A 13,924-nucleotide genomic window follows, 5' to 3' on the forward strand; every position below is an offset into this window, starting at 1 on the left:
GCACAGCCACACCGGCCCGCGGACGCCGGTAGCAGACTCACCCCCAGGTCAGGCTATTGTGACTTTCTGATCGCACCGGTGCGAGGGGTTTATGCAAGACTGGAATGACACCATCCGGTGTCGTGGCGAAAGCTGTAACTCGCCATCGCGCGGGGTGGTGAAACCTCGATGCGATGCAGGCTGTCCCTGATCGGCGAAATACAGGAGTAATCATGGCGCTGAGTGCACTCGACATGTTTTCCATCGGCCTGGGGCCTTCATCCTCCCATACGGTAGGACCGATGCGGGCCGCTGCGACGTTCATTAATGATCTTGACCCCGAGGTGTTGAGAAGAACGCACCGAGCAGTGGTGGAGCTGTTTGGTTCTCTGGGTGCCACCGGTGTGGGTCACCACTCGGACCAGGCGGTGGTGCTCGGACTGGCCGGATATGATCCGGCCACCATCGATGTTGAAAAGGTCGATCATATTATCAACCAGGCCAAAGAAGAACAGACTCTTCTGTTGGCCGGTACACAACGGGTTGGTTTCGACTTTTACCGTGACGTGGTGTTGCACCAGAACAAATCCTTGCCAGCACACCCCAACGCGATGCGGTGCGCGGTCTACGATGACCAGGGCGAGGAGTTAGCCGCTCAGGTGCTGTATTCGATTGGTGGGGGGTTCGTCGTCACCGAGGACGAACTGAACGCTCCGTTGACGACCGAACGCCACGCTCGCCATGAATACACCACCGGTGAAGAACTGTTGGCTCACTGCCGGTCCCAGGACAAGTCGATTGACGAGATCGCCTGGGAGAATGAGATCGAGTGGCGCAACCCCGATGAAGTGCGCGAACGGTTGTTGGAGATCTGGCACGTGATGCAAGAGTGCGTGCATACTGGGCTACACCGTACCGAACAGATGTTGCCGGGCACGTTGCTGGTGATGCGGCGAGCCCCGAAGCTCTACGCACACCTGCAACAACTTCTGGAGGAACAGAAAGCATCGCCGGAGAACGTTGATCCCCTCAGCGCGATGGAGTGGGTGAACCTCTATGCGCTGGCGGTCAATGAGGAAAACGCCTCTGGGGGACGTGTGGTGACGGCCCCGACCAACGGAGCGGCCGGGATTATTCCCGCCGTGATGCATTATTTTGTGCAGTTTTACCCGGAAAAAGCTGACGACGACGCCATCGTGAAGTTTCTGCTTACCGCCTCAGCGATTGGGATTATCATCAAATCGCAGGCTTCCATCTCTGGGGCCGAAGTCGGGTGCCAGGGAGAGGTCGGGTCGGCCTGTGCTATGGCTGCTGCCGGACTGTCCGCCGTCCTCGGCGGCACACCGCAGCAGGTCGAGCACGCCGCGGAAGTAGCGCTGGAGCATAATCTGGGCCTGACCTGCGACCCGGTGGGTGGTTTGGTACAGATTCCGTGCATCGAACGCAATGCGATCGCATCTGTGAAGGCCATTAACGCCGCGCGGATGTCGAATTTCGATGATGCCGGCGAGCACCGAGTCAGCCTCGACATGGCCGTGGAAACGATGCGTGCCACCGGTGCCGACATGATGGATAAGTACAAGGAAACCTCCCGGGGCGGTTTGGCTGTCACCGTGCGGATGCCTGACTGCTAAATCACCAACCGCACCACATGTGCTGGAAACTGCTCGTGAGGGTCGGGAACATTCCTACTGATTGCTGAATTTCACCAGTGACACGGAACCGGCGAAAGGTTTGCCGGGTACGCTCCCTATCCAACGAGCAGCCAGGGCCAGAACATGAATGACCGTCATCCGTGGAACAACAACAATAACTCCTCGTGGGGTAGTCCGCAGGATCATCTCTCCTCCGGCGAGCACGGTTCAACGGACCCCACGGTACGTTTCGATCCTCCGGGAGCGGATGATGAGGTCTATGACCGACACCGTCCGGATTCTTCTTATCAGTCCGGTGCTGAGGGGTATTCCGAGCCACTCCACGTGAACCGGTCCGAGGACGTCATCGAGCCTGATCAACCGCAGCGGGGCGGAAAGTCGTGGATCTGGTGGGGATTGATCGTGGTGGTTCTGGTGATCGTGGCCGGTGTGTTGCGGTGGATCTTTTCGCGTCCTGATGGTGGCGAAGGCGATGCCGAGCCCAGCCCGTCGCCTGCCGAAGAAATCGTGGAAGAAGACAACGGGCAAACCGGGGAAGGTGACCAAAACAACCAGAACCAGCCAGGCCGGCCGAACCAGCCGGGGCAACAGGACCAGCAATCTGGTCTTCCGGGAGAACAACAGCCCAGCCAAGCCCCAGACGAGCACGGACAGCAACTCTCGCCCGACAACCCTGGCAACCAGTAAGGCTCCGGTGGCGAGCCTGGCATTGGCGATGACATCAATGAGTTGATCGAGCCCTAGATCTGATCCAGGTGGGGGACCGCTGTCGGTGCCGGTCGCGTGGGCAACATATGCGGCTAGGGTCATCCGAACCGGAATAATGGATGCTATGGCAGACAATCCACGTGGCGGGTATAACCCGTGGGAGACCGGATCCACGGTGTACCGACGCGCGCTTCTGAGTGGGATGGCGGTCCTGGGACTGGGGATTCTCCTGGCCATTATTGGCGCTATTGCTCAGGTGATGGTGATCTCCTGGATTGCGCTGGGCGTCATCGGGTTGGGACTTGTCATTCACCTCTTTGCGCAGTGGACTCGTTTTCGCCAAGCTCAGCGCGACCGTGATCAGCGCGGGGGAGTACCCCGTAACTGAGTACTTCTCGCGGTGCTGGGTAGACTGGGATCATTGCGTGCGGACTGTTTTGACAAGTTGAGAGGACGAACGATTCGTGAGTTCACCGATCACCGGCCGTGAATACCCGGCTGTAGGACCGTATCTCGTCGCCAGGGAAAAGATTCGCGACTTTGCTTTGGCCACCAAAAACACCCACCCCGTCCACCGTGAGGTGCAGGCGGCGCAGCAGGCTGGCTATGCGGACCTGGTGGCGCCACCGACTTTTTTGGTGACGTTGGCTCAACGTGCCGAAGCTGCAGTGTTGGCGGATCCCGAGGCAGAGATCGATTTCTCCCGGGTGGTTCACGCCGATGAACGCTTCAGCCTATCCCGTCCTATTGTGGCCGGTGACGAGTTGTTCGCCCGCGCCACGGTTGCCTCGGATAAAGCACTGGGTGGACACCGGATGGTGACCACCGAAACCGTGGTGACCGATGCCACCGACACGCAGGTAGCCACCGTGCGCTCCAGCCTGCTGGTGCGTGCGGTAGATGAGGAGGCCTAAGCGATGACCACGTCACCACAAGCACAACCAGCACTGCCGGTCGTCTCCGAGCTGTCCCCAGGAGACATCATCTCTGAAACCACCGTGGAACTGCGCCGGGCCGATTTGGTGCGCTACGCTGGAATTTCCGGTGATGCCAACCCGATCCACTGGTCCGAGGAGACCGCCCGGGCCTCTGGACTGCCCGGCGTGATCGCTCACGGGATGCTCTCGATGGGCACCGCGGTGGATCTGGTCAGCCACTGGTGCACCGATCCCGGTCGTATTCTGGACTACCAATCCCGCTTTACGTCCATGGTGCCCGTTGCTGAGACCACCCCGGAAGCAGACCCCACCCAGCCGTTTACCACCGGCCCGGCCGGAGCTCGCCTGGCCATTACCGCCAAGGTCGGTGCCGTCACCGCAGACACTGGGGTGGTCCGTATTGATCTGGTCGTCACCAACCCTGACGACGGTGACAGCAAGGTGCTCACCAAAGCACAGGTGCTCGTGCAACTGGATCCTGTGGCATGAGCCCGTCGCCGATCACGCTTGCTGAGCTGACCACCTCTCGGGTCGGCGGCCCGGCGCAGAGCCTCATCCGTGCAGAGACTGAAGACCAGCTTATTCAGGCCGTTACCGCCGCCGATGCGGCCCATCAGCCACTTCTGGTGCTCGGCGGTGGCTCCAATCTGCTGGTGGCCGATCGGGGATTCCCCGGAACCGTCGTGCAGATTTGCACCCGGGGCATCGACACGTTGCAGCAACACGATGACTATACGGTTGTGCGCGTGGCTGCCGGAGAAACCTGGGATGACTTTGTGGCCTATACCGTCGAACAAGGCCTCAGCGGAGTCGAAACGCTCTCCGGGATTCCCGGGTTGGTTGGGGCCACTCCGGTCCAGAACGTCGGTGCCTATGGGGCCGATATTTCCGAATCGTTGCAACGCATCCGGGCTTTGGACCGAGAAACCCACCGCGTGGTGGAACTGGCCGCCGATGAGCTGGACTTCGGATACCGGGACTCGGTCATCAAGCGGAGCCTGCACGACGCCCTGGCCGGGACACGAGTCGAGCACGACGCTTCACCACGGTGGATTGTGCTCAGCGTGGATTTTCACCTGAAACACACCGGAGAAAACGCTGCGGTCCGATACGGGCAACTGGCCAAAGCGCTTGATGTCGAGCTGGGCAGTCACGCCGGACTCCACCGGATCCGTGAGGAAGTGATCCGACTGCGCACGGGCAAAGGGATGGTCTTGGACCCGGCCGACCACGATACCTGGTCCACCGGCTCGTTCTTCACCAACCCGATTGTGCCTGTCGAACGGACTACTCATCTGCCCGAGGCCGCCCCGAGATTTGGTGCCGGTGATGGGATGGTAAAACTCTCGGCAGCCTGGTTGATCGACCACGCGGGATTCCACAAAGGCTTTCACCTCGACCACGGGCGGGCTTCACTGTCGACCAAGCACACTCTGGCGCTGACCAACCGGGGAGAGGCCAGCACCGAGGACCTGCTGGAGGTTGCCCGCACGGTGCGTGATGGAGTGCTGGACCACTGGGGTATTGAGCTACGTCCGGAACCTGTGTTGGTGGGTGTGACCTTCTAAGAGTGCTCCCAGACAGGGTCTTAGAGGACTGGCCCACGCTCTACTGACACCACAGCGGGGCCTAACTCGCAACAAAAGGTTTAGCCCCACTGTGGTTGGCGGCGTTTAGAGGTTACCGGTGGCAATCATCAGCATCCGGCGCACCGGTTCGGCGGCGCCCCAGAGCAACTGGTCGCCGACCGTGAAGGCCGACAGGTACTCCGGCCCCATCTGCATCTTCCGCAACCGGCCCACCGGGATAGTCATATCCCCGGAAACTGCGACGGGGGTCAGCTCTTGCATGGTCGCTTCCTTGGTGTTGGGCACGACCTTGGACCACGGGTTGCTTTGCTCGATCAGATCGGTGATCTCATCCAGGGGAACATCACGGGTCAGCTTTAGGGTCAAGGCCTGCGAGTGGCTACGCAACGCACCGATCCGCACACAAATCGAATCAAAAGGGATGCGCTCGGACTCGGCGGTCCGTCCCAAGATCTTATTGGTCTCAGCGCCACCCTTCCACTCTTCGCGGGAGACACCGCCGTCCAGCTCGGAGTCAATCCATGGGATCAACGAACCGGCCAGGGGTACCTCGAACTCGGTGGTATCCATGGACCCGTCGCGCTGGGAGGCCAAGACCTTGCGGTCAATCTCCAAAATGGCCGAAGACGGATCAGCTAATTCATCGGCCACTGACTGGTGCAGGGTGCCGAAACCGGAGAGCAACTCGCGCATGTGCTTAGCGCCGCCGCCGGAGGCTGCTTGGTAGGTCATCGCGGTGCCCCACTCAATGAGCCCTGCGGTAAAGAGGCCACCGAGGCCCATCAGCATGCAGGACACCGTACAATTACCGCCAATAAAGTCTCTGATACCGTCGCGCAAACCGGCGTCGATGGCGGGCCGGTTGATGGGGTCCAGCACGATCAACGAGTCAGCGCTCATCCGCAAGGTGGATGCGGCATCAATCCAGATGCCGTCCCAGCCGGTTTCACGCAGCTGCGGGTGGACCTTCTTGGTGTAGTCACCACCCTGCGTGGTGATGATGACCGGAAGCTTTGCTAGCGCCTGGATATCGTAGGCGTCTTGCAGCACACCGTTGTCTTCAGCGGAAGAAAAGCTCGGGGCCGGCGCACCGGGAGAAGATGTGGAGAAGAAGACGGGATTCAGTTTGGAGAAGTCCCCTTCTTCTTGCATCCGTTGCATCAGGACTGACCCCACCATGCCACGCCATCCGACGATTCCTACCGTCTGGTTCTGCGCGGGGTCAGCATGTTGGAATTGTTGTGCATCATCTACGGTCATGCTCATCTATTCTACCGACTTGGATGGTGAGGAACTGTGGGAAAAATTACGTTTTCGGGCCGTATAGGCCCAAATACCCAGGGCAAGAAATGCCTGGGTGGGAATCAGAATGAAAATCACTCCGGCGATGGTTCGTTCGGTCAAGATCAGCACCAGTCCCATCCCGGCGCTGACGACGGCGAGAATGGGAGCAGCGATCAAGGCCAAAAAGGTCAGCACCTGGGCCCTATCTGTTGTCGTCCCCGGGTCCGTGGAGTGCGTGGATGAGGAGGTGTCGTGCTCAGCCATCAGCAGTGGTCCTTTCCCAGAGTTCAAACCGGTAGTCCACTCCGGACCGGGAACGGTGCCACTGCTCGGGGTTTTCGGGATCGGCCTGGGTCAGGTGCCAGGCTTCATCGAGTTCAGGCGCTTTAGTGTCTCCGCCAACGTTGACGCGAAGCAGGGAACGTTGGATGAGGTCTGCACGGTGTAGCAACGCCACATAGAGGGTTGCTCCGCCGATGATCCAGACTTCTCCGTTCTCGGCGCGCTCGATGGCGGCATCCAGCGCCGCGTCGAGGTCGGTGAACACACTGGCACCTGACGCCTCGTCGGGGTCCAGAGACGAGGAGACCACGATATTATCCCGGTTCGGCAACGGGCGGAACTTTTCGGGGAACGACTCCCAGGTGCGACGTCCCATCACCACCGGGTGGCCGGTGGTGACACGTTGGAAGTGTTTGAGATCTTCCGGAACGTCCCAGGGCATGCCCCCTTGATCGCCGATGATCCCGGTGGAGGTTTGGGCCCAGATCATCCCGATCCGTGGGCGCTGAGGTGTCGATGGGGTTTCGGTTGAGATGTGATCAGACTGCAACGGGAGCCTTAATGGTCGGGTGGTGCTGGTAATCGAGGAGTTCAAAGTCCTCGAACTCATAGCTGAACAAGTCCTGCGGTGTTCGCCGGATCCGCACCCGCGGGTACGGGTAGGGCGCCCGGGTGAGCTGTTCTTTCACCTGGTCCACGTGATTGGTGTAAATGTGGGTGTCACCGCCAGTCCAGATGAATTCACCGGGTTGGTATCCCAACTGGTCGGCGATCATCAGCGTCAGCAATGAGTATTCCGCAATGTTGAAGGGGACTCCCAAGAACATATCGGCCGAGCGCTGGTACAGCTGGCAGGACAGCACTGGGGTCGAACCGTCAGCCGTCGGAGCGACATAAAACTGGAAGAGTGCGTGACAGGCCGGAAGCGCCATTTCGCTGAGCTGTCCCGGGTTCCATGCGGTCACCACGTGCCGACGGGAGTCCGGGGACGTTTTCAGATTCTGCATCAGCTGGCTGATCTGATCAATGGTCTCGCCACTGGGAGTGGGCCATGATCGCCACTGGACGCCGTAGACCGGCCCCAAATCGCCGTTTTCATCGGCCCATTCATTCCAGATGGTCACGCCACGTTCTTGCAACCACCGCACATTGGATTCACCACGCAGGAACCACAGCAGCTCGAGCACCACGGACTTGAAGTGGACCCGTTTAGTGGTGATCAACGGGAACGAGGAGCTCAAATCGAACCGCATCTGACGTCCGAACACCGAATAGGTGCCGGTTCCGGTGCGATCGGTTTTGGCGGTTCCATGCTTCAGAACATCGGCCAAAAGGTCCTCGTAGGGCGTGACAATATCCTCAGCTGACGCAGACACGTCGGTAGCCTCTTCCTGAAGGTTATGGGGTGTATTGGGATGTGTGCTGAAATCGGTTTATCGTCGGTGTCAGTCAACGACCATGTCTTGATATTCCGGGTAGCGTTGCAAGTAACGGTCGATATAGGAGCAACTGGAGATGACCTGCACGTGATCTTTACGCAATTGATCTAACACCATGGTGACCAGGGCGCGTGCGTACCCCTGGCGCCCATATTTTTCGGAGATGATGGTGTGTTGCAGGTGCAGGACTTCACGGCCATTCTCATCGGTAGAGGGGTTTACACTGAATCCGAGAAAGCCGATGAATTCGCCGTTGTCCCACAGCTCAAACCGATCATTGGACTCAGACAATCTGATGGTTGCTCCAGGATGGACGTTCTTGGCCGGTTGGTTCTCGGATCCGGGCTGTACCTCAGTCATCTCAGTTTCCTCACTCCGAATAGTTCTTGTCCTGAATCCTACCGGCATGTCCCCGGCAGACGTCACTATCTGCGTTAAAGGTCGTAGGAATCGTAGATCTCGACGGACACAATACGTAGCTGGCGATCCACGGCCTGATGCACCACAATCACCGCACCAGGGCTAACGTAGGGGTTGTCCGTTGGCAGGGCGTTGAGTAACCGGTCTCGTAGGTCTTTAGACTCGGCGTACTTTTTGAGGTGTGCCTTGATAGCCTCAAAAATACGCGGGAAAACGGGCCGATGAGTGCAGATGACCCGCGGGCGGTTCTTACCAAGTTGCGCCAGGAACTCTTTGGTGGCTTTCGATGCCTTCTTACCGGCTTGCTTTTCGGTGAGAATATCGCGTTGTTTGACGTTTCGCTTAGCCTGCTTGGCGAAAGGCGCCACAGTCTGCATGCAACGGACCCAGGGCGAGGAGATCACTCGCTGTGGCGACCAGGCCTCCAGCAGGCGTTTTACGGTCCAGGCCTGACGACGCCCGGTGGCCGCCAGTGGGCGTTCCGATTCGGCCCGCGACCAGCTGGAGCGTGGTTTGGCTTTGGCGTGACGTAAAAACAGGCAGGGACGCGTTCTCAACGTCTTATTCTCGAATGCTTCAACCAGGGCGTCGAGAGGCTGGTGGTCATTGTCATTGGTCAACCGTTGACGAGCCTGCTCTACGGAAAGCCATTCCACCCGATCGACTTCACCCTGATCAGCACGGGGCTGCTGCGTGGTGACTTCAGCCGCCCAGTACCAGACTTCTTTTGACTTTCCCTCCACCTGGTACCGGATGATCGGCAGAGGGATGCCCAACTCGACGTCGAGATTAATCTCCTCTCGTGTTTCGCGAATCGCGCACTCGGGTAGAGTCTCCTCCTCATCGAGTTTGCCTTTGGGCCACGACCAGTCGTCGTACCGGGGACGGTGAATTAATAAGACTTCGAGCGCGCCACGCTCGCAACGCCAAGGGAGGATTCCACAGGCGACGATGTCAGATGCTGGACCGGGATCTTCCACCGCAGATGAGGTACGTTGAGCGGTGAGATCCTGAATATATTCGGCTACCGAACTCACGAATCATTCTCCTGGACATGATGTCGGGACGTCGTCGACGAAAACATGACATCGACATTCTCCACAGAAAATCCTAACGAGTCATACAATTTTGTCGCGGGTGTATTGTCCGCATCGACATAGAGCACCAGATGAGTGAGACCATTTTCGACAAGATAGTTCATCCCGCGTGCGGTGAGGGCTCGTCCCAGTCCGCTACCTTGAGCCTCGGGGGAAACACCGACGGCATAAACCTCTCCGGACTCAGCACCGGGAACCACCTTCGTCCAGTGAAATCCCGCCATGTCTCCGGTATCTTCCTGCTCAGCTACAAAAAACCCATCAGCGCTGAACCAGTCCTGTTTCATCCGTGACTGCAGATCCTGAAGGGTCATTTTGCCCTGCTCGGGATGATCCACGAAGGCCGCGGCGTTCACCTCGAGCCAGGCACGCTCATCCTGGTCGGGTACGAAGGTCCGGAACCGATAACCTTGCGGCGGGTGATCTGGCCAGTGGGACCCTTCAGAGCCGATGAGCCCCATCCGCCACAGCTCACGGACCGGGGCAAGACCATACCGCTGGGCCAAAATATTGGCGGCTTCGTGATTGCCGTGACTCCAGGCGGTCACCAGCGCGTCGGCGGGCGCGTTTTGCTGAAGATACGAGGCGATTTTATCCGCCACAGCACAGCCGAGACCGCGCTCGCGTTCTTGGGGATGAACCACCATCTCCACGAGATATGGGTTCTCAGCGTTTCCCTGGCCAACCAGTGCCGCCGCGACCGCCCATCCAGGATGAGAGGTAGAGTCCGCGGTGAACACCACAGCTCGACCGCTACGGATCTCGACCCAGGTTTGATCAGAAAAAGGCTCATTATTATCTGCGCGAAGCCCCAGGGCTGCCAAGGCCTGAAGATAACTGAGCTCTTGGGAATTAAGATCGTGGTCACGCACCTGCAGGGAGTTCATAGCCTCCACAGTACCGGTGTCCGCCTGCAGGCCAAAGTTTGCTGAGACACGAAATCCCGGCGAGAGTCCGAGGCCATGACAGAATGAAAACGTGCGTTTAATATATGCGGCTTTAGGAACCTTACTGGCGGGTGCGGGTCTCTCCCTGGCTGTGCTGATGACCAACGACGTGGCCCGGTGGGCTGTGCCCGGGGTTGTCACCGTCCTGGTTATTGTCTTCAGCGTGGGTCTTGCTCGACTCGTCAAGGGACGTTTGACAGTGCTGCTCATCGCCGTGATTGCCGCCGTGGGGATGATCTCCACCTGGTTATTGGCCCTGTTGCCTGAGGACACCCGGTTCAGCGGGAATTATTCCTTCGAGATGGCACGCCCGGACCTTTGGATGGCCCCGGTGGCGATCACCTTATCGCTGGGCCTGATCGCGCTGTTCGTCACCGAATTAATCGCGGGACCGCAAAATGGAAACCGTCCGCCGCGTCTGGGACTGGCAATCGTGTCGATCTCCATCATGGCCGCGACCGGACTGTGGTCGCTGATTGCCCGCATGGACGTTGACCGGATCCTGCGCTACGCCGGTTACGGAGCCGAGATCGAGGCCACCCAACAAGTTGGGGGCCTGAACTGGTTGGCTTTCACCGCACTCATCGGCGTGATGGTGGCCGGTGTGGTCTCGCTGTTTCCCATCCAACGTTTTCTTGCTAGTGCCCTAGGGATCGTGGCAGGTATCGCCGCCACCACCGCGTTGCAGCTACCTCACCCGCTGGTACTTTCTGTTCCTACCGTCATTGCCTCCGGGATCGGAGCCTTGATGGTCGTACTGGTTCACCACATGGTGTATGTGCTGGGTCGGCGCACCACCGCCGAACTCCAGTCCCTGGGCGCACCCCCCATCGAAATCCGCGATGCACCGGTGTCGGCGATCGCAGTGGGCATGGTTCCCGTGCTGGGGCTGGGCATCCTGCTGTATTTCACCGTCTGGGTAGTGCCCGCATTGATCTAAAAGCCTTAGGGTAGTGACATGACTGAATATTCTCGCGAGCTCTCGGTCGAGCAAGCCCGACGCCCGGCACACGAATTTTTCACCGTCGCTCTGGAACCAGCCGGTCGTGACCGGGTGGAACGAGTGTTTCGTTTCATCGGGGGAGTCCTCACCGCGGCTTTTTCGGGTCCTGGCGCAGGTTCCGAAGTTATCGGCGACGCGGTGGTGATCCGTGATCGTGAGACCGAAAAGCCCTTACTGAGCCTGGACATCGTCGACACTGGCGGAGACCAAGAACTGCTGGAAGTTGTCAACGAGGATCTGGAGGCGTTCACCGCCGGAGAATTTGCCGACCAGTGGCTCCACGCCGATCATGAAGGGCGCCACATCCAACGTCGTCACTAAAGCTGGTGGTCGAACACCCGGGCCTCGACCCGTAAGGATCGGTCGTAGCCGGGTCAGTGCAGTAGGATAGGGGTTATGAATCTTCTCGCACTTGAAATTTTCTTCCTTGTGTTGCTGGGCCTGATTGCACTAAGCATGGCCGCCGTCGCCGTGCTGGTGATCGCTGGGCTGTTCAAAGGACAAAAGTAGCCGTCGCAATCTGATCCTGGGCGTTCGCCCCGTGGCCAGGCGCCCAGGATGATGTAGGAGTACCTCGTTTCTATGGTGATGGAACTGCCGGTAGACCTCGTTCCCGAGCTGGCACCACTGAGCTGGCTGATCGGTTCCTGGGAGGGGCAGGGCCGACTCGGCCAAGGCACAGAGTCTGACGAGATCTTTTACCAAAGGGTTGATTTCACCGAGTACGGGTTGCCCTTCCTGGAATATCGTGCCGAGTCCTGGCTGTGTGAAGCCGACGCCACCTTGATTCGCCCGTTGACGATCGAAACCGGCTTCTGGTCTCTGGCGCGCGAACGCCACGACGCCGATGTGGGTCCCGGGATGAAACCCGCCGATGTGGTGCCGGCCTACCGGTCGGCTGATGATGTGGAATCGCTGCGGTTCTCGGAGGACGAATTCCCTATCACGGCTACCATCACGCACCCGGGATCACTCAGCGAGCTGTATTACGGCGTGGTGCGTGGTCCGCAGATTAGCCTGCGCGCCGAGACCGTGATGCGCGGGGAGCTGACGGGCCAGTACCACAGCGCCGAACGCATCCTGGGACTCGTTAACGGCCAGCTGTTCTGGCGCTGGGATGTGAAAGAGACCGCATCGTCCTCGGCGCAACCGCACGCCTCGGCCAGCCTGGACCGCATGAAGAGTCTCACCGATGGCCGGCTTGCTCCCGGCACCGTCCATACCCCGGGAAAACACGATCTATCCTGAGCTCATCTCACCGATGCTGACTGAACCCGATACGACACGCACTGTTCCCGATCCGTCACCGCTGTTGCTACCACCCACGGCAGTGCCCGGCGCCGTGGCCGCTGGCGGGGTGGATGAGCCCGTTGCTGCTCACTATGGCCATCCCATTGCCGAACAACGTGCGCTGGACCGGGGGCGGGCCGTGGTGGATCTCTGTCACCGTGGCGTGGTGACCATCAGCGGAGCTGACCGGTTGCAATTATTGCACGTGCTGAGCTCCCAGGATCTGGCGACCCTGCCACCGGGAACCTCCACTGAGACCTTATTCTTGGACCTGCACGGGCGCTTGGACTTCCAGGTACACCTGGTTGACGACGGCGAGACGACCTGGATGACCGTAGAACCCGGGCTGGGTGCCTCCCTGGCCGGATGGTTGGAGGCGATGAAGTTTGCCTCCCGGGTAGAGATTGCCGACCGTAGCGACGACCTGGCTGTCGTGGCCACGACCGCCCCAGTGTCCCGATGGGACGCGACCCCGTGCTGGCAGGATCCCTGGCCACACATCGGTCCGGGCGGATACGCCTATACCCCGGACGTCGACCCTGATGACCACCCGGGAGTGGACTGGTCCTGGTACGAATACCTAGTGGACCGGTCCGCGCTGGCCGGCTCGAACCGTGATGAGCAGTTGTTGCCTGACGGCTACCGTTGGGCGGGCATGATGAGTGCTGAAGCACTACGCGTCGCCGCGGGGCGACCTCGTCAATTGGTTGATACCGACGAGCGTTCTATTCCCCATGAGCTAGACTTGCTCCGCACCGCGGTGCACCTGAATAAAGGTTGCTATAAGGGGCAGGAAACCGTGGCCCGTGTTCATAATCTCGGCCATCCGCCCCGCAGACTGGTGCAACTTCTTCTCGACGGCTCGGTTCACGGGCTACCCGAACCCGGCGCGGATGTCATTCTGCGCCCCGAGGGTGGCGAAACCGGTGCCGACCGCGCCAGGCTCGACAAAGCTCGCGCGCTGGGGCGGGTCACCTCCGTGGGCCATCACCACGAAATGGGACCCATCGCCTTGGCAGTCATCAAACGGGCGGTGGACCCTAAGGCAGAGTTGCTCATCCGGGAACAGCTCCCCGCAGATCACGCCGACGACCACGCCCCGAACGGTGCCGAGGATGCACCCGACTACACCTATATGGCAGCGACGCAACAAGTCCTGGTGGCCACAGATGCCGGCAATACCGTGGGGCGACCCACCGGTTTGATGAATCTACGACGTCAACGCCCCGGCACCTCACGCTCGTAGCGCCCATCCAGGGCTTTAGGGTGTTCTGTTGCTCCAGCCTCCCACTG

General features: G+C 59.8%; 17 protein-coding genes. 10 read left to right on the top strand and 7 right to left on the bottom strand.

Annotated elements, in window-relative coordinates:
- Nucleotides 1–212: 212 nt before the first annotated feature.
- The 6 genes from DCC27_RS00135 to DCC27_RS00160 all read left to right on the top strand — a co-directional run bounded on the left by DCC27_RS00135 (nucleotide 213) and on the right by DCC27_RS00160 (nucleotide 4,848).
- Nucleotides 213–1,613, top strand: coding sequence for an L-serine ammonia-lyase (locus tag DCC27_RS00135; protein WP_110110254.1), 1,401 nt, complete (start codon nucleotides 213–215; stop codon nucleotides 1,611–1,613).
- A 144-nt stretch (nucleotides 1,614–1,757) separates the two neighbouring features.
- Nucleotides 1,758–2,321, top strand: coding sequence for a hypothetical protein (locus DCC27_RS00140; RefSeq protein WP_110110255.1), 564 nt, complete (start codon nucleotides 1,758–1,760; stop codon nucleotides 2,319–2,321).
- A 145-nt stretch (nucleotides 2,322–2,466) separates the two neighbouring features.
- Entirely contained in the window at nucleotides 2,467–2,730 is a 264-nt protein-coding gene (locus tag DCC27_RS00145; protein ID WP_110110256.1) for a hypothetical protein, read from the top strand.
- A gap of 76 nt (nucleotides 2,731–2,806) precedes the next feature.
- Nucleotides 2,807–3,256 (top strand): MaoC family dehydratase N-terminal domain-containing protein, encoded by a 450-nt coding sequence (locus DCC27_RS00150; RefSeq protein ID WP_110097957.1) that lies wholly within the window; start codon nucleotides 2,807–2,809, stop codon nucleotides 3,254–3,256.
- A 3-nt stretch (nucleotides 3,257–3,259) separates the two neighbouring features.
- Nucleotides 3,260–3,769, top strand: coding sequence for a MaoC/PaaZ C-terminal domain-containing protein (locus DCC27_RS00155; protein WP_110100651.1), 510 nt, complete (start codon nucleotides 3,260–3,262; stop codon nucleotides 3,767–3,769).
- Complete coding sequence (locus DCC27_RS00160) at nucleotides 3,766–4,848, top strand: UDP-N-acetylmuramate dehydrogenase (RefSeq protein WP_110100650.1); 1,083 nt, start codon at nucleotides 3,766–3,768, stop codon at nucleotides 4,846–4,848. The genes DCC27_RS00155 and DCC27_RS00160 overlap by 4 nt, the downstream gene beginning before the upstream one ends.
- 105 nt (nucleotides 4,849–4,953) lie before the next feature.
- Here DCC27_RS00160 and asd read toward each other — a convergent pair whose 3' ends face one another.
- The 7 genes from asd to mshD form a co-directional block, all read right to left on the bottom strand.
- Nucleotides 4,954–6,129, bottom strand: coding sequence for an aspartate-semialdehyde dehydrogenase (gene asd, locus DCC27_RS00165; RefSeq protein ID WP_110110289.1), 1,176 nt, complete (start codon nucleotides 6,127–6,129; stop codon nucleotides 4,954–4,956).
- Nucleotides 6,130–6,135: 6 nt separating this feature from the next.
- A complete protein-coding gene (locus DCC27_RS00170) occupies nucleotides 6,136–6,417 on the bottom strand; it encodes an NF038396 family protein (protein ID WP_246840104.1) in 282 nt (93 codons plus the stop codon).
- Nucleotides 6,410–6,985, bottom strand: a complete 576-nt coding sequence (locus DCC27_RS00175; protein ID WP_246840105.1) for a dihydrofolate reductase — start codon at nucleotides 6,983–6,985, stop codon at nucleotides 6,410–6,412. The genes DCC27_RS00170 and DCC27_RS00175 overlap by 8 nt, the downstream gene beginning before the upstream one ends.
- Nucleotides 6,975–7,811: a thymidylate synthase gene (locus tag DCC27_RS00180; RefSeq protein WP_166769858.1), complete on the bottom strand. Its 837-nt coding sequence runs from the start codon at nucleotides 7,809–7,811 to the stop codon at nucleotides 6,975–6,977. The genes DCC27_RS00175 and DCC27_RS00180 overlap by 11 nt, the downstream gene beginning before the upstream one ends.
- A 69-nt stretch (nucleotides 7,812–7,880) precedes the next feature.
- A complete protein-coding gene (locus DCC27_RS00185; RefSeq protein ID WP_110100648.1) occupies nucleotides 7,881–8,234 on the bottom strand; it encodes a GNAT family N-acetyltransferase in 354 nt (117 codons plus the stop codon).
- Nucleotides 8,235–8,308: 74 nt separating this feature from the next.
- Nucleotides 8,309–9,331, bottom strand: coding sequence for an NUDIX hydrolase (locus DCC27_RS00190; protein ID WP_246840106.1), 1,023 nt, complete (start codon nucleotides 9,329–9,331; stop codon nucleotides 8,309–8,311).
- Nucleotides 9,328–10,278, bottom strand: a complete 951-nt coding sequence (mshD, locus tag DCC27_RS00195) for a mycothiol synthase (RefSeq protein ID WP_168186050.1) — start codon at nucleotides 10,276–10,278, stop codon at nucleotides 9,328–9,330. The genes DCC27_RS00190 and mshD overlap by 4 nt, the downstream gene beginning before the upstream one ends.
- Nucleotides 10,279–10,369: 91 nt before the next feature.
- On the opposite strand from mshD, the gene DCC27_RS00200 reads away from it, so the two are divergent.
- The 4 genes from DCC27_RS00200 (at nucleotide 10,370) to DCC27_RS00215 (ending at nucleotide 13,877) form a co-directional block, all read left to right on the top strand.
- Nucleotides 10,370–11,278 carry a hypothetical protein gene (locus DCC27_RS00200; protein WP_168186051.1) on the top strand — a complete coding sequence of 303 codons (909 nt, stop codon included), beginning with the start codon at nucleotides 10,370–10,372 and terminating at the stop codon, nucleotides 11,276–11,278.
- 18 nt (nucleotides 11,279–11,296) lie between these two features.
- Nucleotides 11,297–11,662 (top strand): hypothetical protein, encoded by a 366-nt coding sequence (locus DCC27_RS00205; RefSeq protein ID WP_110110260.1) that lies wholly within the window; start codon nucleotides 11,297–11,299, stop codon nucleotides 11,660–11,662.
- Nucleotides 11,663–11,923: 261 nt separating this feature from the next.
- Complete coding sequence (locus DCC27_RS00210; RefSeq protein WP_110110261.1) at nucleotides 11,924–12,589, top strand: FABP family protein; 666 nt, start codon at nucleotides 11,924–11,926, stop codon at nucleotides 12,587–12,589.
- A 13-nt stretch (nucleotides 12,590–12,602) separates the two neighbouring features.
- On the top strand, nucleotides 12,603–13,877 hold the full coding sequence (locus DCC27_RS00215) for a folate-binding protein YgfZ (RefSeq protein ID WP_110100767.1): 1,275 nt from the start codon (nucleotides 12,603–12,605) through the stop codon (nucleotides 13,875–13,877).
- Nucleotides 13,878–13,924: the final 47 nt, after the last annotated feature.

Origin of the sequence: Auritidibacter sp. NML130574, assembly GCF_003185725.2 — a bacterium.
GTDB lineage: Bacteria > Actinomycetota > Actinomycetes > Actinomycetales > Micrococcaceae > Auritidibacter > Auritidibacter ignavus.